The organism is Herbiconiux sp. J20-20 (assembly GCF_057365085.1).
This window is the reverse complement of sequence record NZ_CP195122.1, coordinates 1,761,156-1,782,011: the sequence shown is the minus strand read 5'-3', so window position 1 is coordinate 1,782,011 and position 20,856 is coordinate 1,761,156. Positions and strand designations below refer to the sequence as shown.

General features: G+C 70.0%; 18 protein-coding genes. 7 read left to right on the top strand and 11 right to left on the bottom strand.

The genetic code is table 11. The annotated features are described in order from the left end of the window. Positions 1-55 precede the first annotated feature (55 nt). The 6 genes from ACR3ZA_RS08600 (at position 56) to ACR3ZA_RS08575 (ending at position 7,268) form a co-directional block, all read left to right on the top strand. The gene (locus ACR3ZA_RS08600) at positions 56-2,086 is read left to right on the top strand and encodes a bifunctional aldolase/short-chain dehydrogenase (protein ID WP_473661558.1); all 2,031 of its coding nucleotides are present in this window, start codon (positions 56-58) and stop codon (positions 2,084-2,086) included. Continuing rightward, the gene (locus ACR3ZA_RS08595) at positions 2,083-3,501 is read left to right on the top strand and encodes an FGGY-family carbohydrate kinase (protein ID WP_473661557.1); all 1,419 of its coding nucleotides are present in this window, start codon (positions 2,083-2,085) and stop codon (positions 3,499-3,501) included. Before ACR3ZA_RS08600 ends, ACR3ZA_RS08595 begins: the two co-directional genes overlap by 4 nt. Then, on the top strand, positions 3,498-4,349 hold the full coding sequence (locus tag ACR3ZA_RS08590) for an aldo/keto reductase (RefSeq protein ID WP_473661556.1): 852 nt from the start codon (positions 3,498-3,500) through the stop codon (positions 4,347-4,349). The genes ACR3ZA_RS08595 and ACR3ZA_RS08590 overlap by 4 nt, the downstream gene beginning before the upstream one ends. 12 nt (positions 4,350-4,361) lie before the next feature. After that, entirely contained in the window at positions 4,362-5,279 is a 918-nt protein-coding gene (locus tag ACR3ZA_RS08585) for a TIGR03560 family F420-dependent LLM class oxidoreductase (RefSeq protein WP_473661555.1), read from the top strand. An 88-nt stretch (positions 5,280-5,367) separates the two neighbouring features. Then, entirely contained in the window at positions 5,368-6,036 is a 669-nt protein-coding gene (locus tag ACR3ZA_RS08580; RefSeq protein WP_473661554.1) for an FCD domain-containing protein, read from the top strand. Beyond that, positions 6,036-7,268 (top strand): alpha-hydroxy-acid oxidizing protein, encoded by a 1,233-nt coding sequence (locus tag ACR3ZA_RS08575; protein WP_473661553.1) that lies wholly within the window; start codon positions 6,036-6,038, stop codon positions 7,266-7,268. Before ACR3ZA_RS08580 ends, ACR3ZA_RS08575 begins: the two co-directional genes overlap by 1 nt. 63 nt (positions 7,269-7,331) lie before the next feature. Here ACR3ZA_RS08575 and ACR3ZA_RS08570 read toward each other — a convergent pair whose 3' ends face one another. The 5 genes from ACR3ZA_RS08570 to ACR3ZA_RS08550 all read right to left on the bottom strand — a co-directional run bounded on the left by ACR3ZA_RS08570 (position 7,332) and on the right by ACR3ZA_RS08550 (position 14,526). Further along, entirely contained in the window at positions 7,332-10,451 is a 3,120-nt protein-coding gene (locus ACR3ZA_RS08570) for a lamin tail domain-containing protein (RefSeq protein ID WP_473661552.1), read from the bottom strand. A gap of 108 nt (positions 10,452-10,559) precedes the next feature. Then, positions 10,560-11,243, bottom strand: coding sequence for an NAD-binding protein (locus tag ACR3ZA_RS08565; protein ID WP_473661551.1), 684 nt, complete (start codon positions 11,241-11,243; stop codon positions 10,560-10,562). Then, positions 11,236-12,618, bottom strand: a complete 1,383-nt coding sequence (locus ACR3ZA_RS08560) for a potassium transporter TrkG (RefSeq protein WP_473661550.1) — start codon at positions 12,616-12,618, stop codon at positions 11,236-11,238. Before ACR3ZA_RS08560 ends, ACR3ZA_RS08565 begins: the two co-directional genes overlap by 8 nt. A 49-nt stretch (positions 12,619-12,667) precedes the next feature. Next, positions 12,668-13,783, bottom strand: coding sequence for an ABC transporter substrate-binding protein (locus ACR3ZA_RS08555; RefSeq protein ID WP_473661549.1), 1,116 nt, complete (start codon positions 13,781-13,783; stop codon positions 12,668-12,670). After that, the gene (locus ACR3ZA_RS08550; RefSeq protein WP_473661548.1) at positions 13,780-14,526 is read right to left on the bottom strand and encodes an HtaA domain-containing protein; all 747 of its coding nucleotides are present in this window, start codon (positions 14,524-14,526) and stop codon (positions 13,780-13,782) included. Before ACR3ZA_RS08550 ends, ACR3ZA_RS08555 begins: the two co-directional genes overlap by 4 nt. Before the next feature lie 105 nt (positions 14,527-14,631). On the opposite strand from ACR3ZA_RS08550, the gene ACR3ZA_RS08545 reads away from it, so the two are divergent. Continuing rightward, on the top strand, positions 14,632-15,324 hold the full coding sequence (locus ACR3ZA_RS08545; protein WP_473661547.1) for a prolyl oligopeptidase family serine peptidase: 693 nt from the start codon (positions 14,632-14,634) through the stop codon (positions 15,322-15,324). A gap of 1 nt (position 15,325) precedes the next feature. On the opposite strand, the gene ACR3ZA_RS08540 is transcribed toward ACR3ZA_RS08545, so the two are convergent. The 6 genes from ACR3ZA_RS08540 to ACR3ZA_RS08515 form a co-directional block, all read right to left on the bottom strand. Then, positions 15,326-16,084, bottom strand: coding sequence for an SDR family oxidoreductase (locus ACR3ZA_RS08540; RefSeq protein ID WP_473661546.1), 759 nt, complete (start codon positions 16,082-16,084; stop codon positions 15,326-15,328). 9 nt (positions 16,085-16,093) lie between these two features. Next, entirely contained in the window at positions 16,094-16,813 is a 720-nt protein-coding gene (locus ACR3ZA_RS08535) for an ATP-binding cassette domain-containing protein (protein ID WP_473661545.1), read from the bottom strand. After that, positions 16,797-17,555 carry an ATP-binding cassette domain-containing protein gene (locus ACR3ZA_RS08530; protein ID WP_473661544.1) on the bottom strand — a complete coding sequence of 253 codons (759 nt, stop codon included), beginning with the start codon at positions 17,553-17,555 and terminating at the stop codon, positions 16,797-16,799. The genes ACR3ZA_RS08535 and ACR3ZA_RS08530 overlap by 17 nt, the downstream gene beginning before the upstream one ends. Positions 17,556-17,634: 79 nt before the next feature. After that, a complete protein-coding gene (locus ACR3ZA_RS08525; RefSeq protein ID WP_473661543.1) occupies positions 17,635-18,888 on the bottom strand; it encodes an ABC transporter substrate-binding protein in 1,254 nt (417 codons plus the stop codon). Beyond that, the gene (locus tag ACR3ZA_RS08520) at positions 18,885-19,961 is read right to left on the bottom strand and encodes an ABC transporter permease subunit (RefSeq protein WP_473661542.1); all 1,077 of its coding nucleotides are present in this window, start codon (positions 19,959-19,961) and stop codon (positions 18,885-18,887) included. The genes ACR3ZA_RS08525 and ACR3ZA_RS08520 overlap by 4 nt, the downstream gene beginning before the upstream one ends. Then, a complete protein-coding gene (locus ACR3ZA_RS08515) occupies positions 19,958-20,821 on the bottom strand; it encodes an ABC transporter permease subunit (RefSeq protein WP_473661541.1) in 864 nt (287 codons plus the stop codon). The genes ACR3ZA_RS08520 and ACR3ZA_RS08515 overlap by 4 nt, the downstream gene beginning before the upstream one ends. Positions 20,822-20,856: the final 35 nt, after the last annotated feature.

Here is a 20,856-nt window from a genome sequence, read left to right as displayed (position 1 = left end):
GCCACGTCATGTTACGTTCTGAGAGACTTAACAGAAACAGACAAGGACGTTCGACGTGAGCACCGCACAAGACCTCATCGCCCGCAGCAACAAGCTCGGCTCCGACCCGAAGAACACCAACTACGCGGGCGGCAACACCTCCGCCAAGGGCACCGAGACCGACCCGGTCACCGGTGAGCCGGTCGAGCTGATGTGGGTCAAGGGCTCCGGCGGCGACCTCGGCACGCTCACCGAGTCCGGCCTCGCTGTGCTGCGCCTCGACCGGATGCGCGCGCTCGTCGACGTCTACCCGGGCCTCGACCGCGAAGACGAGATGGTCGCCGCGTTCGACTACTGCCTGCACGGCAAGGGCGGCGCGGCCCCGTCGATCGACACCGCGATGCACGGCCTCGTCGACGCCGCGCACGTCGACCATCTGCACCCCGACTCGGGCATCGCGATCGCGACCGCCAAGGACGGCGAGAAGCTCACCAAGAAGATCTTCGGCGACAAGGTCGTCTGGGTTCCGTGGCGCCGCCCCGGCTTCCAGCTCGGACTCGACATCGCCAAGATCAAGGCCGAGAACCCGAACGCGATCGGCTGCATCCTCGGCGGCCACGGCATCACCGCCTGGGGTGCGACGAGCGCCGCCTGCCAGAAGAACAGCCTCTGGATCATCAAGACCGCGGAGGAGTACCTCGCCGCGAAGGGCAAGAAGAGCCCCTTCGGCCGCGAGGTGAAGAAGAACCTCGCCCTTGCTCCCGCCGAGCGCCGCGCCAAGGCCGCCGCGCTCGCACCGACGATCCGCGGCCTCGCCAGCCACGACAAGCCGATGGTCGGCCACTTCACCGACGACCCGCGCGTGCTGGAGTTCCTCGCCAGCGCGAACGCCCCCAAGCTCGCCGCGCTCGGCACGAGCTGCCCCGACCACTTCCTGCGCACCAAGGTCAAGCCGATGCTGCTCGACCTGCCCGCCGACGCGCCCGTCGAGAAGGCCATCGAGCGACTCAAGGAGCTGCACGAGGCGTACCGCAAGGACTACACCGCCTACTACGAGAAGCACGCCGAGAAGGATTCCCCCGCGATGCGCGGTGCCGACCCGGCGATCGTGCTGGTGCCCGGCGTCGGCATGTTCAGCTTCGGCGCGAACAAGCAGACCGCCCGCGTGGCCGGCGAGTTCTACCTCAACGCGATCAACGTCATGCGCGGCGCGGAGTCGATCTCGACCTACACCCCGATCAGCGACCGTGAGAAGTTCCGCATCGAGTACTGGGCCCTCGAAGAGGCCAAGCTGCAGCGGATGCCGAAGCCGAAGACCCACGCGACGCGCGTCGCCCTGGTCACCGGTGCCGCCTCCGGCATCGGCAAGGCGATCGCGACCCGGCTCGCCGCCGACGGCGCGTGCGTCGTCATCGCCGATCTCGACCTGACGAAGGCGCAGGAGGCCGCCGCCGAGCTCGGCTCGACCGACGTCGCGATCGGCGTCGAGGTGAACGTCACGGATGCCGACGCGATCGACCGCATGGTGCAGGAGGCCGTCCTCGCCTTCGGCGGCGTCGACCTGGTCGTCAACAACGCGGGCGTCTCGCTCTCGAAGCCGCTGCTGGAGACCACCGAGAAGGACTGGGACTTCCAGCACGACATCATGGCGAAGGGCTCGTTCCTGGTCTCGAAGGCCACCGCGAAGGTGCTCATCGAGCAGGGCATGGGCGGCGACGTCATCTACATCGCCTCGAAGAACTCGGTGTTCGCCGGCCCGAACAACATCGCCTACTCGGCGACGAAGGCCGACCAGGCGCACCAGGTGCGTCTGCTCGCGGTCGAGCTCGGCGAGCACGGCGTCAAGGTCAACGGCATCAACCCGGACGGCGTCGTGCGCGGCTCGGGCATCTTCGCCAGCGGCTGGGGCGCGAACCGCGCCAAGACCTACGGCATCGACGAGAACGACCTGGGCAAGTTCTACGCGCAGCGCACCATCCTCAAGCGCGAGGTGCTGCCCGAGACCGTCGCCAACGCGGTCGCGGTGCTCACCGGCCCGGACCTCTCGCACACCACCGGTCTCCACGTCCCCGTGGACGCGGGCGTCGCGGCGGCGTTCCTCCGATGAGCGGGGGCGCGGTCGCCGCGGTCGACCTCGGTGCCACCAGCGGCCGCGTGATCCTCGGCTACGTCGGGCACAACGAGCTGCGGCTCACCGACGTCGCGCGCTTCCCGAACCGCCCGGTTCGCACCCTCGACGGCCTGCACTGGAGCGTGCTGGAGCTCTACCGCGACGTGGTCGAAGGCCTCGCGGCCGCGGTGCGCCAGGAGCCGCAGGTGGCGAGCATCGGCATCGACTCGTGGGCAGTCGACTACGGCCTGCTGCGCGACGGCCGCCTGCTCGGCGCACCCTACGCGTACCGCGATGAGCGCAACCTCGCCGCGGTGGAGGTCGTGCACGGCATCGTTCCGCCCGAGGAGCTGTACCGGCTGAACGGACTGCAGCACCTGTCGTTCAACACGCTGTTCCAGCTCACCGCCGATCGCACCGCGGGCATGCTCGAGCTGGCGGACTCGCACCTGCTGCTGCCCGATCTGCTCGGCTACTGGCTGACCGGGCGCAGCGTCGCCGAGCGCACCAACGCCTCGACGACGGGCCTTCTCGGCGTCGAGACCGGCGAGTGGGACTTCGCGCTGACCGAGCGCCTCGGCCTGCCGCAGCGCTTGTTCCGACCGCTCGTCGATGCGGGCACCGAGGTCGGACCGCTGGTTCCGACCGCGCGGCGCGGCATCGGCGAGACCCGCGCCGTGGTGACCACGGTCGGCTCGCACGATACGGCGAGCGCCGTCGTCGCCGTGCCGTCGACGGATCCGGATGTCGCCTACATCTCGTGCGGCACCTGGTCGCTGGTCGGCGTCGAGCTCGAGCGCCCGGTGCTGACGGAGGAGAGCCGGCTCGCCGGCTTCACCAACGAGGGCGGCGTCGACGGACGCGTGCGCTACCTGCACAACGTGATGGGCCTGTGGCTGCTCAGCGAGAGCATCCGCGACTGGGAGCGCTCCGGCGAGACGATCTCGCTGTCGGCGCTGCTGTCACAGGCCGCGTCCGCCCGCGCCGATGTGCCGGTGTTCGACGCCGACGACGAGGCCTTCCTCGCTCCCGGCGACATGCCGGCGCGGATCGCCGCGTGGTTCACCGAGCGCGGGATCGAGCCGCCGGCGAGCCGCCCGGAGCTCGTGCGCAGCATCCTGCAGTCGCTGGCCGACGCCTACGCGCGGGCCATCGAGAACGCCTCGCGGCTGAGCGGCAAGCCGGTCAACGCGATCCACCTCGTGGGCGGCGGCTCGCTCAACGAGTTGCTGTGCCAGCTCACCGCCGACGCGGCCGGACTCCCGGTGCTCGCCGGCCCGGTCGAGGCGACCGCGATCGGCAACGTGCTCGTGCAGGCGCGCGCGCAGGGCTTCGTCAGCGGCGACCTGGAGTCGCTGCGGGCGATCGCGATGCGCGCGTTCCCGCCGAAGCGGTTCGACCCGCGCCCATGACGACGCTGGCCGGCCGGGTCGCTCTGGGCGGCGCCGTGATGGCGATCGAGGGCGGTCCGATCGAACCGAAGCTCGCGGTCCTCGACGCGGCGATCGAGGCGGACGTTCGCATCCTCGACACGGCGCGCGCCTACGCCCCGGCCGACGATCCGGCGTTCGGCGAACGCGTGATGGCGCTCGCTGCGGCGCGTCATCCCGAGGTCCTGATCGCCACCAAGGGCGGGCACTTCCGAACCGGCGAGAGCACGTGGGAGGTCGACAACAGCCCCGAGCGGCTTCGCCATGACCTCGACCTTGCGCGCGCGACCCTCGGCGTCGAAAGACTCGGGCTGTTCTACCTGCACCGCGCCGATCAGGGCGTCGTTCCGCTCGACGAGAGCCTCGGCTTTCTCGACGAGGCGAGACGATCCGGCGACATCGCGGCGATCGGGGTGTCGAACGTCACGCGCGCGCAGCTCGACCGTGTCGCGGACACCATCCGCATCGACGCGGTGCAGAACGCGTTCTCGCCATTCCGCCGCGACTCGCTGGACGTCATCGACTGGTGCGAACGCCACGGAACCGCGTTCTTCGCCTACTCTCCGCTCGGCGGCGGCGCGAGGGCCGGCTCGCTAGACTCGGCGCTCCCCACACTGGCCGCGCTCGCGCGGCAGCGCCAGAGCAGTCTGCCGCGGCTCGTGCTGCGCGGCTTGCTCGCGACGTCCGCCGCCGTGTCGGTGGTCTCTGGCGCCGGTCGCCCCGAGACGGCGCGCGACGCGGCCGCCGCCGAGACCGAGCCATGGGATGCCGAACTTGCCGCCGCCTGGAACGTCGATCTCGACCGCGCCGAGCAGACGCCCGACACCTGACAGGATCGATGAATGGAAATCTGCGCTTTCGTCGAACCTCAGCAAGGAGCCAGCTACACCGAGCTTCGGGACTTCGCCGTCACGGCAGAGCGGCTCGGCTTTCACGGCTTCTTCCGCTCCGACCACTATCTGAAGATGGGTGACGCCACGGACGGAGCGCCGGGGCCGACGGATGCCTGGACCAGCCTCGCCGCGATCGCCGTCGAGACGAGCACGGTGCGCCTCGGCACGCTCGTCAGCTCCGTCACCTACCGCACTCCGGGCATCCTGGCCATCCAGGTCGCCAACGTCGACGACATCTCGGGCGGCCGCGTCGAGCTGGGACTCGGCACCGGCTGGTTCGAGGCCGAGCACCGCGCCTACGGCATTCCGTTCCCGGAGAAGCGATTCGGCATGCTCGAGGAGCAGCTCGAGATCGTGCGCGGCCTGTGGTCGCTCGGCGGCGATGAGACCTTCGACTTCGCGGGCGAGCACTACCGCCTCGACCGCGCGCCCGCGCGCCAGCGCCCGGTGCAGGACTCGGTGCCGATCATCGTCGGCGGCGGCGGCCCGACCCGCACCCCGCGCATCGCCGCGCGCTACGCCTCCGAGTTCAACAGCTTCAGCGGACCGTCCGGGGCCGGCGACCGCTTCGACGTGGTGCGCGCGGCGTGCGAGACCGAGGGCCGCGACCCCGAGTCGCTGCGTTACTCGGCGGCCGCGCAGATCTGGTGCGGGCGAACGGCCGAGGAGCGCGCCGCCCGCGCGGACCGGGTCGGCGGCAACCTCGAGAACCCGAACAACGCGGTCGGCTCGCCGCAGCAGATCGTCGACATCCTCGGGCAGTACTCGGAGCGCGGGGCGGCGCGCGTCTACCTGCAGTTCTTCGACCTGCGCGATCTGGAGCACCTGGAGCTCGTCGGCACCGAGGTTCTTCCGCACGTCGCCTGACCCACCCCGCGACCGCTTGCGGATTGTCTAACAACTCGTTAGGTTGTTAGACAATCCGCACGCGCGTGCGACCGGCAAAGGGGGCGACATGAACGTCGAGCCCTCTGCCGTGCTCCCCGACTCCGTCTACGGAGAGCTGCGCGAGCGCATCCTGAGCGGTGTGGAACGCCCCGGCTCGTCGATCACCGAATCCGCCGTCGCGCTGCGCCACGGCGTCGCCCGACCCACCGCCAAGCTCGCGATCGAGCGGCTCGTCACCGAGGGCCTCCTGCGCCGCGAGGCGCATCGCGCGGCGCGGGTGCCGATGCTCGAACGGGCCGACATCGAGGACCTGTTCGACACCCGCGCCGTGGTCGAAGCCGCCGCCGTCGAGTCCCTCGCGCGCAGCGGAGCCGTGCCGCCGGAGGCCGTCGCCGCCCACCGCAGCCTGCTGGCGCGCGCCGAGCGCGGCGAGCCCTTCGCCGAAGCCGACATCGCCTTCCACCGTGCGATCGGCAGCGGGCAGCCGAGCCCGCGCCTCGCCCACCTGCACGCGCTGCTCATGGGCGAGATCGAGCTCTGCATCGCCCAGGTGCAGAGCGCGGGCCTGCTCACCGCGGGTGAGATCGCCACCCAGCACCAGGGAATCCTCGACGCGATCCTCGCCGGCGATGCCGCCGCGGCCGCCGAGCTCACCCGCTCCCACATCCACGGATCGCGCGACCGCCTGGTCGCGCACCATGCCGCTCAGCCCCGTGAGCCAGAAAGGCACCTCTGATGGTGAAACGCCAGTTCCCGAACCCGGTCGAGCTCTTCGAGCTGATGAAGTTCAAGAAGCCCGACTTCAACGGCAAGCGCCGTCGACTGCAGTCGGCGCTCACCATCCACGACCTGCGCACGATCGCGAAGCGTCGCACGCCCACCGCGGCCTTCGACTACACCGACGGCTCGGCCGAAGGCGAGCTGTCGCTCGCCCGCGCCCGCCAGGCCTTCGACGACATCGAGTTCCACCCCTCGATCCTGCGCGACGTCTCGAACGTCGACACCTCGACCACCATCTTCGGCGGCCCCTCGGCGATGCCGTTCGGCATCGCCCCGACCGGCTTCACCCGGCTCATGCAGACCGAGGGCGAGATCGCCGGGGCTGGCGCGGCGGGCGCCGCGGGCATCCCGTTCACCCTGTCGACGCTCGGCACGACCTCGATCGAGGACGTGAAGGCCGCGAACCCCGACGGGCGCAACTGGTTCCAGCTCTACGTGATGCGTCAGCGCGAGATCTCCTACGGCCTCGTCGAGCGCGCCGCCGCCGCCGGCTTCGACACGCTGATGTTCACCGTCGACACCCCCGTTGCCGGAGCGCGACTGCGTGACAAGCGCAACGGCTTCTCCATCCCGCCGCAGCTCTCGCTCGGCACGATCGCCAACGCGATCCCCCGCCCCTGGTGGTGGTGGGACTTCATCACCACCCCGAAGCTCGAGTTCGCCTCGCTCTCGTCCACCGGCGGCACCGTCGGCGAGCTGCTCGACTCCGCGATGGACCCGTCGATCAACTTCGACGACCTGAAGACCATCCGCGACATGTGGCCCGGCAAGCTCGTCATCAAGGGCGTGCAGAACGTCGAGGACTCGAAGAAGCTCACCGACCTCGGCGTCGACGGCATCATCCTGTCGAACCACGGCGGACGCCAGCTCGACCGCGCCCCGATCCCTTTCCACCTGCTGCCCGAGGTGGTGCGCGAGGTCGGCAAGGACACCGAGATCGCCGTCGACACCGGCATCATGGACGGCGCCCACATCGTGGCCTCGATCGCCATGGGCGCGAAGTTCACGCTGATCGGACGTGCCTACCTCTACGGCCTGATGGCTGGCGGTCGCGCGGGCGTCGACCGCACCATTCAGATCCTCTCCGACCAGGTCGTGCGCACCATGAAGCTGCTCGAGGTGCAGAACCTCGAGGAGCTCACCCCGAAGCACGTCACCCAGCTGCAGCGCCTCGTTCCGCGCTCCTGAAACGTCCCCGCGGCGGCCGTGTGGTGGCAGCCGCCGCGGGGCACTTCGTCGTGTCGGCTTCGGTCAGGCGACGCGGCGTCGGCGCGCCGCGAGCAGCACGACGCCGGCCAGAACCATCGCCAACGCGAGCCATTCGGCTCCGTGGCTCTCGCCGCCGGTGGTGGCGAGAGCGGCGGGGGCCGACGCCTGCACCTCAAGCTGATACCAGCCGAGGATGGCACCGCTCGCGTCGAGGATGACGATGCGGTGCGTGCCCGCATCGAGCCCGGTCGGCAGCGTCACGGTGATCGTGCCCGAGGTGCTCACCGTGTGGCGCCCGAGATAGGTCGGGGTCGAGAAGATCCAGGCGTCCACCTCGTCGCCAACGTGCGAGAGTCCGACGAACACCGTGAGGCTCTCCCCCGCGGTTCCGGTCGCGGGGCCGGTCACGGCGCCCGCGTTGCCGGGACCGAGATCGCTCTCGAGCGGAGCCTCGGGGTCGCCCTCCGACTCGCCGCCGCCCGGTTCGCCGCCGCCCGGTTCGCCGCCGCCCGGTTCGCCGCCGAGCACCGTGCACGAGATCGTGCCCGCCCGCAGACCGTGTCCGCCGGTGCCGTTATCGTCGGCCCAGTAGACCGGCTTCAGTCCGTCGACGCAGAGCGACTGCGGGGTGATCGCGAAGCCCTCGTTGGCGACATTCGGCGCGTCCGCCGGACGTGCATACGCCGTCGTCAGCGTGAAACGCCCGGCGTCGGCTCCGTCGGAGGCGATCGTGAACAGGCGGCTCTCACCGTCGCACAGCTCGTCGCAGACGACCCACAGCGCGCCGCGCTCCGGATCGAAGGCGAGCTCCATCGCGCCCGGGAATCCGCTGTCGAAACGCGTGACGCGCTCGAAGCCGCCGCCCGTCGTGAGCGCGTAGCCGTAGACGCCGCCGTCCTGCTCGACGGCGACGAAGAACAGCCCGGACCCGTGGGCGGGGTAGTCGCTCGGGTCGTAGAGCTCGCCCGTCGCCTCGTCGACCAGCCCGTTCCCGGTCAGGTAGCTGTCGGGGATCCAGGCGATGCCCTCCAGTCCCGCATTCGCGCCGAGGGTCGGAATGTCCCTCGCCAGGTCGGTCGCCAGGTTCCACTCGTCCAGCGCGACGAGCTCCGCCGCCGAGCCAGTGACATCGAAGCGCAGGATGGAGGGGCGGCTCGTGCCGCTGGCGTCGTTGTTGCGCTCGCTGGCGACGTAGACGCCGCTCGCGCTCGAGCCGCCGAGGATCGTGACTCCCTCGGCGTCCACCTGACCGGTGCCGCCGGGGTAGCGCAGCACCTTGCCGTTCGACCAGCCGTCGCTCGACACGGGCACCCACGCGCTGCCGCTCCAGGTCAGCTTGAAGAGCCGACCCGAGCCGTTGTTCACGGCCCACAGCGTGCCGGGCGCCTCGAAGACCAGGCCGCTCATGTCGGCACCGAAGGCGCCGGCCTCGTCGACCGTCGTCACGGCGGCGCCGCCCGGCCACGCGCTCACCGGCACCTCACCGGGGCAGAGGTTCGCCGCCCCCGGTGTCGCGACGCTCGTCGCGCCGATCTCGCCGGTGATGTCGGGGCAGCGACCGTAGGTCACCGCGGCATGCGAGGTCCAGACGTACGAGTCGACGAGCGCGCCGCCCGCGTCGAAGAGGCGCACCGCGTCGGAGCCGCCCAGGCCGTAGCCGAACCCGGTCGCGCCCGTTTCGTCGCGTTCGATCAGGAGGCGCTCGCCCGCGTCGATCGTCACGTCGCCGAACACGAACGCATCGTCATCGCCGTCATCCTTCAGCGACCACCCGGTGAGGTTCACCGTGCCGCTGCCGGCGTTCGCCAGTTCGATCCAGTCCGCGCCCCCCGCTGCGTCGCTCGATTCGATCTCGTTGATGACGATCGCGGGGGCGCAGTTGTTGGCCGCTCCCTTCGTCGGCGCCGTGGTCGTGGCGAACTCGCCCGTGCCATCGGGGCAGCGCCCGTACGTCGTCGCCGCGTGCGAGGTCCAGCTGTAGCTGTCGACGACCGTGAGGCCGTCGGGCGCGTAGAGGATCGCGGAGTCGCTGCTGCCGATGCCGTGCGGGAACTCGGTCTCGGTGTCGCCGTGCACGACGAAGAACTCGCCCGGCTCCAGGGTGAAGCCGTCCGCGAAGACGTAGAAGTCGTGACCGGGGTCGTTGTCCTGGAACCGGTAGCCGGAGAGGTCGGCCGCCTCGGCGCCGGCGTTGTAGAACTCGACCCAGTCGAGGCCGCCGCCGGCGTCGCTCGACTCGACCTCGTTGACGACCACCGCGGGGGCGTCGGCGGCGGCGCAGTCGTTCGCGGCGCCCTTCGTCGCGGACTCGGTCTCGACGAACGCACCGGAGCCATCGGCGCAGCGCCCGTAGCTGGTGGCGGCGTGCGCGCTCCAGGAGTGTTCGTCAATGACGGTCGCGCCGTCGGTGTCGAACAGCGTCACCGTGTCAGAGCCGCCCAGTCCCCAATCGAACTGCGCCTTCTCCAGCACGAGGAAGCCGCCGGCGGCCACCACCGTGTCGGCCGGGATCACGTAGTTCGCGTGCGCGGCGTCGCCATCGCGGAGCTGAAGACCGGCCGCGTCGACCGCGACGTCGGCCGTGTTGTACAGCTCGATCCAGTCGTCCGGGTCGCCGCCGCTCGAAACGATCTCGTTGAGCACGAAGGCCTCGGCGGCCGTCGGCTCCTCGACGGGCGTCTCGCTCGCGCAGTCGTTCACGGCGCCGCGGGTCGACGACGCGGTGACCGCGAATTCGCCCTCACCGTCGGCGCAGCGCCCGTAGGTCGTGGCCGCGTGGTCGTCGGGGAACGTATGGGTGTCGATCACCGTCTCGCCGTCGACGGCGTAGAGGGTGATGGTCTCGGCCTTGCCGAGCCCGAAGCTGAAGTGCACATCCTTGTCGAGCACGAGGTACCCGCCGGCGGGGATCGGGTCGAGGGTGCCGAGCTGCTCGGCCGGGTTGCCGCCGTCTTCGACCCACCAGCCCGACACGTCGACGGGGTCGTCGCTGCGGTTCTTCAGCTCGATCCAGTCACCCGGAGTTCCGCCGTCGGTCTCGACCTCGTTGATCACCACCGACGGCAGCTCGGCCGCCGCCGCGGGGGCGGAGACGACGAGAGCGCTCGCGCCGAGCAGGGCGACGAGGGACGCAGACAGGCGACGACGCCAGGAGGTACGCACGGGGATGCCTTTCCGGCTCGCCGAGTGAGGGATTCTCCGAGCCGGTCGGCAGTGTGACGTGCCGAGCGGAACGCCAGGTGAACGTGAGGCGAAGAACCCTTCCCGTCGTCAGCGCAGCTGGCTGAATGCCTCCGCCTGGCGGGTCGCCCCCGCCACGATGATCACGTCATCGGCACGCAGCACCGTGTCGGCGGTCGTGTACTCCCACGGCTGGCCCGCCGGCTTCACCGCCGTGACGGTGACCCCCCACTTCGATCGGATCTCGAGGTCGCGAAGCTTCACGCCGACGAACCGCTCCGGCGGCGTCGTCTTGACCAGCGCGAACCCGTCACCGATCTCGAGGAAGTCCTGCATGGAGCCGCGCACCAGGTGGGCGACGCGTCGCCCCATGTCCTTCTCCGGGTAGATCACGTGCGGCACCCCGAGCTGTTCGAGGATCAGGCCGTGCTGCTCGCTCACCGCCTTCGCCCAGAGGTTCGCGATCCCGAAGCGAAGCAGCAGCGAAGTGGTGAGGATGCTCGCCTGAATGTCGCTGCCGATCGCCACGACGACGCGGTCGAACTCGGGAACGGCAAGCTGTCGCAGCACATCCTCCTTGGTCGAGTCGGCCTGCACGACGTGCGTGAGCTTGCCGTTGAGCGCCTGCACGATCTCTTCGCTCTCATCGACGCCGAGCACCTCGGCGCCGCTGGCCATGAGCTCGAGCGCGAGCGCGCTCCCGAAGCGTCCCAGGCCGATGACGGCGACGGACTCCACCTTGCGCTCACGCAGGAGCGACGCTGATTTAGCCAATGATCGGCCTTTCCTTGGGCAGTTGATACAGCACCTGGCGCTCACGCAGAGCAAGCGCTGTGGCGAACGTGATCGGGCCGAGACGGCCGACGAACATCAGCACGGCGAGCACGAGCTGGGCGGCGGGCGGAAGATCGGCCGTGATACCGGTCGAGAGCCCGACGGTCGAGAACGCCGAGATCGTCTCGAAGAGCACAGGCCCCAGCCCGTGGGTCGTCATGAGCATGATCGCCCCGGTCGCCGCGATGATCACGCCCAGTGAGACGGCCACCACGGCGATCGCCTGACGGTGCACCGCCCGCGAGAGCCGCTTGCCGAACACGTTGACGACCCCGTCTCCGCGCACCTCGGCGATCACGATGAACAGCAGCACCGCGAACGTGGTGACCTTGATCCCGCCCGCGGTACCCGCGGGACCACCGCCGATCAGCATCAGCACGTCCATGCCCAGCCAGGTGGTCTCGTGAAGCTGCCCGATATCGACGCTGTTGAAGCCGGCGGTGCGCGTCTGCACCGATTGGAAGAACCCGGCGAGGATGCGATCCGGCCAGTCCAGCGCCCCGAGCGTGGCGGGATTGCTCCACTCGACGACCGTGATGAACACCGTTCCGAGCACGAGCAGCACGGGGGTGGCCGCGACCACGATGCGCGTGTTCATGCTCCAGGCACGGGGGTGGCGAAGGTGGCGGCGCAGCTGCACGAGCACCGGAAACCCGAGGCCCCCGAGGATGATCGCCGTCGCGACGGTGAGCGAGATGACCGGGTCGTCGACGAATCCGATCATGTTGTCGCTGAACAGTGAGAACCCCGCGTTGTTGAACGAGGAGACTCCGTGGAAGATCCCCAACCAGGCCGCCTCGTGCCAGGGGTAGCCGTAGCCGATCGCGAAGCGCAGCGCGAGGACGGCCGCGGTGGTGCCCTCGATGAGCAGTGAGATCGTCACGACGCCCTTCACGAGCCGGCCGACGTCGTCGAGCCCGACGCTGCGCACCTCGGTTGCCGCGGTGATCCGGGTCGTGAGCGACAGCCGCCGCACCACGATCAAGCCAACCACCGACGCGAAGGTCATGACACCGAGACCGCCGAGCTGAATGAGGGCGAGGATCACGATCTGCCCGCCGAGCGTCCAGTAGCTCGCGGTGTCGACGACGACGTGCCCGGTGACCGAGATGGCAGAGATCGCGGTGAAGAGCGCCTCGATCGGCGTCGCGCCACCGGGGCCCGCCTTCGCGATCGGCAGGGTCAGGAGCGCAGTGCCGACCCCCGCGGCGAGCGCGAAGCCGGCGAGGATCGCCTGGGCCGGCCGGAACCGCGTGGCGCGAGGACGGAGTCGTTCGAACAGACGCGACCGGGCGGTCGCTTCGCGCAATGGCACCGGCACACACTACGCCTGTCCTGACCGGCGTGGAAGAGCGCGGGGCCTGCTAGTTCGGAACGGCGTAGACCGCTCGGGCGAGAGCGTCGAGCACCGCGGCGGAGCGCGGCCCGAAGCTCAGCACATCGCCGTCGGCCATGTCGACGAAGCGGCGGTTCTCACCCGCGTGGGTGAGCGCGATGGCGGGCTTCGCGGCCAGGAGCGCATCGACACCGCCGACCGACTCGAGACCTTCGGTCATGACCAGGATCACATCGGGGTCCGCCGCGATGAGCGCCTCATCGGTCATCGGACGCTCGCCGCTCCAGCCCACCTCGGCCGCGACATCGACGCCGCCGAGGGCGGCGATGAGCTCGTCGGCACCGGATCCTTCGCCGAACAGGTAATAGATGCCGGAGCCGCCGCGCAGGTACAGGAAGATCATGCGCGGGCGCCGTGTCTCGTCGGCCGGCAGGATCGCCGCGATCTCGGCGCGGGTCGCCTCCACGTCGGCCTCGACGGCGGCGGCGAGCTGGTCGCCCGCTTCGGTGGCGCCCATCGCCTCGCCGACGTCGCGGGCGAGCTGCGCGGCCCCGCCGAACGAGGGCTCGTTGTCGAGGAAGACGACGGTCACACCGACCTGTCGCAGCTGCTCGAGCACGTCGCGCGGACCGATGGTGCCGTCGGTCAGCACCAGGGTGGGTCGCAGGGCGATCACCGCCTCGGCGTTGATCGTGTGGCCGTTGCTGGTCACCAGCGGGAGGTCGGCGGCACCCGCGAAGGTGGTCGAGGTGTCACGGCCCACGAGCCGGTCGCCAAGACCCAGCCCCCAGACGGTGGCGGCGATCGATCCGGCCAGGTCGAGCGCCAGCACGCGCGAGGTGTCGGTGACCTCGACCGAGATCTCGCCGCCGCTGTCGTAGGACGTGACCGTCACGGGAAGCGACACCGTGGGGTCGACCGCGATCGGCTCGATCGCCTCGTTCGGCAGCACGGCGGTCGTCGGCCCCTCGACGTCACTGGGGTCCGGGTACAGGGTGAGCTCGGAGAGCGGGCGATCATCGGCGACGACCGGCGTGGGGTCGACGCCGGATCCCGTCGCCGTGCACGCCGTCAGCAGCACCGCCGCGGCGAGCGTCGTGGCAAGCACTCGGACGGCGGGCCGCCGGGCCGGACGGCGGCTCATCCCTGGGAGCCTCGGCGCCGGCCGAGGCCGACCAGCACGACGACGAGTGCGGCCGCGGCGGCGGCGCCCCCGGCGATGAGTCCGAGGCGGGTGGGCAGCTCGCGAGCCTCCGCGGCGGCGGCCAGGGCTTCCTCGCAGGCGGCATCGACGCTGGCCGTGATCGTCAGCGGATCGAACTCGGAGCCCGCCTGGTAGTCGGGGAAGGCCGCGGTTCCGTCCTCGGTCAGCGTCGGCTCGGCGATGTGCAGCGTCCACTGCCCGTCCTCGACGCTCGCCTCGGCGGCGCCGGTCAGAAACTCCACGCTGGGTGCGGTGATCTGCTCGCCGTCGCGCGTGTCCCCCGCGACATCGATCACAACCCGCGCGCTGCCGTCGGACTCGACGCGCACGATCGGATCGGAGAAGGTCGTGTCAAGGATTCCGCCGTGACCGGTGAAGCGAATGCCCCCGCTGAAGTGGATGTCGGCGGTGTCGGCCTCGGCGTCCAGGGACCCGGCTCCCGGCGCCCAGGTGAAGTCGGGGGTGGCGTAGCTGACGGCCCCTTCGGTCGTCCACTCGCCGTTGGCGATCGAGCCGTCGATGTAGGCGCGGAACGACTCCTTGAAGCCCCAGGTGAGACTCGCATCGACGATCTCGCACTCCGCGTCGACCGCGCCCGTGGCCGCGCTGGCCGGGGCCGCCGCGGCGAACGCGAGGAGCGTGCCGACGGCCAGACCTGCGGCGGCGAAGCGGGAGCGGAGCATGACGGCCTTTCTGTGCGGCGTACGGCACACCCCACCAGCTTAGGCAAACCTAAGCTGCAATGCCGACGCGCTCCGGGAGCACGTGGATCGCGAGACACTGGAGGCATGCTCACCCATGTGATCGTCCTTCCCGGCGGCGGCTACCGGGGCCACGCCCCGCACGAGGCGGAGCCGATCGCCGAGTGGCTTCGCGCGAACAGCGTTGAGGCGAGCGTGTTCCGGTATCCGGTCGGAACTCGCCACCCGGCGGTGCTCGATGCGGTCCGCGGCGAGATCCGCCGCCTCCGCGCCGCGGGAGCCGACCGCATCGGTCTCCTCGGATTCTCGGCCGGTGGCCACGCGGCCGGGCATGCGGCGCTCGCGCCGGGGGCGAGCGAAGAGGATCGGGTCGACTTCGTCATTCTCGGCTACTCGGTCGTCTCGATGCTGCTCGAGACCCACGCCGGATCCCGCGAGAATCTGATCGGATTGGATGCCTCTCCGCAGCTTCGCGCCGAGACCTCTCTCGAGCGCCTCGTCACCTCCGAGGCACCGCCCTTCTTCATCTGGCACACCTCCGACGACCCCGCGGTCCCCGTCGAGCACAGCTACCTGCTCGCGCAGGCGCTCGCCTCCGCCGGGGTGCGCCACAGCCTGCACGTCTTCCCGACCGGCGACGGACGCCACGGACTCGGACTGGCCGAGGAGTTCGCGCTGCCCTCGGCGTGGCCGCAGCTGTGCCTGGACTGGCTGACCGCATCCGGGTGGCGACCCGTGTCGGCGCCGCGCCCGTGGTGGCGTCGACTCCTCCGCCGCTGAGTCAGCGAACGAGCCAGCCGCCGTCGACCGGCAGCACGACCCCGTGCACGTAGGAGCCCGCGGGCGAGGCGAGAAAGACCGCCGCGCCGGCGAGGTCGTCCGGGGTGCCCCAGCGCCCCGCGGGGATGCGCTCGGTGAAAGCCTGACGGCGCTCGGGGTCGCCGTGCGCCCCCGACGTCAGGTCGGTCTCGATGTAGCCGGGGGCGATCGCGTTGACGTTGACGCCGCGGCCGGCCCACTCGTTCGCGAGCCCGTGCACGATGCCGGCAACCCCGGACTTGGTCGCGGCGTAGCTGACGACGTTGCGCCCGCCCTGGAACGTCATCATCGAGGCGAGGAAGATGATCCGCCCGTCGCCCCGCTCCAACATGCGCGCGCCGAGTTCGCGCGCCAAGGTGAACGGCGCCGTGAGATTGACCGCGATCACGTGCTCCCACTGCTGGTCGGTATGTTCCTCGGCGGGCGCCCGCTCGGCGATCCCGGCGTTGTTGATGAGGATGTCGACCGGCCGCCCGAGCTCATCGAGTCGAGCGACGAGCTCGTGCACGCCGGCGAGCGTCGCCAGGTCCGCCGACAGCGAGTGGTACTCGCGGCCGAGCGCGCGGATCGCCTCGGCCACCTCCGCGTCGCCGCCGGTGCGTGACACCCCGACCACGTCGGCGCCCGCACGAGCCAGCCCGAGCGCGATGCCCGCGCCGATGCCGCGGCTCGCACCCGTGACGACGGCCAGCGAGCCGGAGAGATCGAAGGTCGAGGTCATGCCGCCAGGCTAGACGACACCCAGATAGCGGTTCTGGATCTCCGGGTCGTTGGCGATCTCGCCGACGGGCAGGTCGGCGGCGATCCGCCCGTTGACCATCACCAGGATGCGGTCGCAGAGCTCGGTCGCGAAGCGCAGGTTCTGCTCGATCAGCAGCACCGCCTGACCCTCGCTCACGACCCCGCGCAGCACCTCGGCGAGGTGGTCGACGACGGCGGGGGCGAGCCCCTCGGAGGGCTCATCCATCACCAGCAGGCGCGGATTCGACAGCAGGGCGCGACCGATGGCGAGCATCTGCTGCTCGCCGCCGGAGAGCTCGGCTCCGCCGTTCTTGCGACGCTCGGCGAGTCGCGGGAACAGGTCGTAGATCGCGGGCACGTTCCAGCGCGCGCTCTTCTTGGCGCCCACCATGGTGAGGTGCTCGTGCACGGTCAGCGAGGGGAAGATCCGGCGGCCTTGGGGCACGTGCGCAATGCCGGCCCGGTTGATCTGGTACGGCTGCCGCCCCACCAGTTCGTGGCCCTCGAACTCGATCGACCCGCTGCGCACCGGCACGAATCCGGCGATCGCCTTCACGAGCGTCGTCTTGCCCATGCCGTTGCGCCCGACCATGCCGAGCGGCTCGGTGCCCATGCGGAACGACACGTCTTGGAGGACGTGGACGCGGCCGTAGTAGACGTTGAGGTCGGTGACCTCGAAACCGGCGGTCGGGTCAGGCTGCGTGGTCAATGGATCCTCCCAGGTAGATCTCGCGGACCCGCTCGCTGGCACGGATCTCATCGGGCGTGCCCTCGAGGATCTTCTCGCCGTCGTGCATGACGATCACGCGGCTCGCGACGGCGAGCGCGATGTCCATGTCGTGCTCGATGAGCAACAGGCTGATCTCCTGCGGCAGCTCCCGCAGGAGTGTGATGAGCGCGGTCCGCTCGCCGGGCGAGAACCCCGCGGCCGGCTCGTCGAGCATCAGAAGCTTGGGTTCCAGCGCCAGCGCCATGGCGAGTTCGAGCTGGCGCTGCTCACCGTGCGACAGGTCGGCCACCAGGTTGGGGCCGCGGCCGGCGAGGCCGACACGCTCCAGCAGACGAGCCACCCGGCTCCAACGGGCCTCGTCACGCCGGGCGTGACGGAAGAGCCCGCCGCGGAACTCGTTGCCGCCGAGGGCGATGTAGACGTTCTCGGCGGCGGTGAGCTGCTCGAACAGCCGCGAGGTCTGGAAGGTGCGCGCGAGTCCGCGCCGCGCCCGCTGTGCGGCGGAGGTGTGCGAGACGTTCTCGCCGAAGAGCTCGATCGTGCCGGAGGAGATCGGGAACGTGCCGGCGATGCAGTTGAAGAGCGTCGACTTGCCGGCGCCGTTGGTGCCGATCACGCTGATGCGCTCGCCCGCGTCGAGCGTCAGGCTCACGTGGCGCATGGCCTTGAGTCCGCCGAAGTGCTTCGACACGTCGTCGACGCGAAGGGCGAGATCCGTCATCGCGGTGTCCTCTCGGTTCGGGGTGAAAAGGGTGTCCCCGGTCGGCCGCCCTGTGCTCGGCCGACCGGGAACAGACTTGCTAGAAGATGCTGCAGTCGTCGAAGCGGTCGTAGACCGTCGTTCCCTGCGACACTCCGCTGGTGGTGGTGATCGTCTCGAGGACGAGCGAGCCGTCCTCTGCCTCGACCACCGCGTTCATGAAGTTGTCGACGATGCCCTGACGGTTCGCGTCCATCGTGAGCGGGCCGGTCGGGCTCTCCCAGTCGGTCGACGCCAGCGCCGCGCGGTAGGCCTCGTGGCCGTCCGAGAGGTCGCCGTCGACGGCCTCAAGCCCGAGCAGCAGCGGCTCGAACGAGTTGTAGTACAGCAGCGAGAAGATCGACGGGCTCGGGAACGCGTTCGGCTGCGTCACGTACGCCGCGACGAACTCATCCCACACCGGGTTCGAGTAGCCGGCACCGGGGACGGGTCCACCGGAGATCATGCCGACGGCCGCCGAGGCGATGTTGGCGTCACCGGAGAGGGCCGTCGTGTCGACCGCGATCGTGCCGCCGACGAGCGGCTTGTTGACACCGTTGGTCACGGCCTGCGAGAGGAAGCTCGCCGCGTCCGCGCCGCCGAGGCCCACGTACACCGCGTCGGTGTCCGCCGGGATCTGCGCGATGATCGTCGCGTAGTCGGTCGTTCCGACCGGCACCCACGAGGCGCCGTTGATCTCGCCGCCGGCACCGCAGAACTCACTGAAGAATCCGCCCGCGTTGTCGTACGGGAACGAGTAGTCCTCGGCGAGGAGGTAGATCTTCTCGTAGCCGAGCTCGTCGTAGGCGTAGTCGCCGACGCCGCCCATCCACATGGCCGAGTCGCCGTGGAAGCGGAAGAAGTTCTCGGCGCCCTCGAGCGTCATGCCGACCGGGCTGGCCGAGCCGTTGACGAAGGTGACCTCGGGCACGGTCAGTGCGTACTGCACGACCGTCTCGCCCTCGTCGCCGGAGACCGGGCCGAAGACGATGTCGACGCCGTCGTTCTCGACGAGCTTCTTCACCTGGGTCTGCGCCGACGCGGTCGTGCCGTCGGTTCCGGCGTAGATGATCTCGACCTGCTGGCCGGCGATCTCGCCGCCGTCCATGGTGCCGCCGCGCGCTTCCATGGCGACGCCGATGGCCGCCTTGGCCTCGTCCATGCCGAAGGCGAGGTTGCCTTCACTGGTGGCGAGCACGCCGATCTTGATGACACCGTCGTCGTCGCCTCCGGTTGCCGAGCAACCCGTGGCGAGCAGGAGCACGGATGCCCCGATGGCCACCGAGGCGGCCAGGCCCTTTTTCTTCAGCTTCATTGCTGTTTTCCTTCCGTGATTGCACTCTCCGTCGGCTGGGCAGCCGGCGGGTCTTGCGGCGATTCGTCGTCCCGGCGCGCACCGCGCCGCCGGTCGATGAACCGCTTAACCTGCTGCCCGATCCCGGCCAGACCGGCCGGAGCGAAGAGCAGGACGAGGATGAACACGAGCCCGGTGAGGGTCATGTATCGGTCGGTCAGGTTCTGGGCGAAGTTCGAGAGCAGGGTGAGCACGAGGGCGCCGGCGAACACGCCGCCGAGCGAGCCGACGCCGCCGATCACCGCGACGACGAGCACATCGAGGGTCGAGCCGAGGCTCACCACGTCCGGGTCGACCTGGGAGCGGTCGAGCACGAGCAGGATGCCGCCGGCGGAGGCGATGAAGGCGGCGAACGTGGTCGCGGCGATGCGATACCGGTTGACGTTGTAGCCGAGCGCCTTCATTCGCTCCGGGCTGTCGCGCACGCCCTGCAGCGTCAGCCCGAAGGTCGAGCTGGCGGCGTAGCGGCACAGCGCGTAGCAGAGCACGCCGAGCACGAGGGCGAAGTAGTAGAAGGTCGTGATGTCGTTGAGGTTCACGATGCCGAGATCCGGCTTGAGCACCGGGGCGAGACCGCGGCGGGCGTTCGTCACCTCGATCGCCTGCGATGCCCAGGAGTAGAACACCTGCCCGATCGCGAGGGTGATCATCAGGAAGTAGATCGCCTTGGTGCGGGCCGCGATCAGGGCGATCAGGAATCCGGCGATCGTGCCGGCGGCAAGGCCGCCGACGGCGGCCATCAGGAAAGGCAGCTCGAAGGTCACCATCATCACGCCGACGGCGTAGGCGGAGACGCCGGCGATCGTGACCTGCGCCAGCGAGAGCAGGCCGACATAGCGGTTCAGGAAGACGAGGCTCATGGCGATGATGCCGAGCCAGATGGAGCGCACGCCAATGTTGGGCAGCCAGAACCGAGGGCGGTCCACCAGGTAGGGGAACAGCACCGCGAGCAGCAGCACGGTTCCGCCGAGCGCCCACGGCAGCCAGCGCGCGATCCCGGTGCGACGCGGCGCGAACAGTTCGACGTTGCTCATGACGCCCTCCCCATGATGCCCTGCGGGCGGATCGCGAGCACGACCACCATGAGAGCGAACGTGAGCACCAGCGAGTAGGTCGGTGCGTAGACGAGCGAGAACTGCGACACCAGGCCCACCAGGGCGGCGCCGATCGCGGCTCCGGTGATGGAGCCCATCCCGCCGACGATCACGACGACGAGGGAGTACAGGAGGTACACGCCGTCCTGACCGGGAAGCAGCGGGAAGAGGGTTCCGCCGACGACGCCGGCAAGGCCGGCGAGCGCCGAGCCGAGCAGGAAGATGAGGCCGAAGACGACTCGGACATTGACCCCGGTGGCGGCCGTCATCTGGCTGTCGTCGACGCCGGCGCGCACCACCGAGCCGAAGCGCGTGCGGGTGATGAAGAGCGTGAGCCCGACACCGACGACCAGGGCGATCACGAGCACGAGCAGCCGCAGCGCCGGGTAGGCGCCGATGAGGGGCAGCTCGACCGAGGAGGTCTGCACCTCGGTGGGCACGGGCACCTGTGTGGCGGTGCCGCCGAAGAAGGCGAGCATCAGGTCGGTTCCGATGAGCGAGACGCCGAGCGTGATGAGCGCGACGCGCATGTCGTCGTCCTGGAAGCGGCGGATCAGCACCTGATGGATGACGAGGCCGAGGATTCCGACGAGCAGCGCACCGCCGAGCGCCCCCAGGAACCAGTTGCCGGTCTCGCGGGCGATGACGTAGCCGAGGTAGCCGCCCAGCAGGTAGCTGGTGCCGTGCGCCATGGTGATGACGCGCATGAGGCCGAAGATCAGGGTGAGTCCGCTCGCGACGAGGAAGTACACGGCGGCAAGCGTCAGCCCATTCAGCGCGATGAGAAGAAACTGATCCATGTCACCTTCACGACTCTGTGAACTGCCATTCGAAA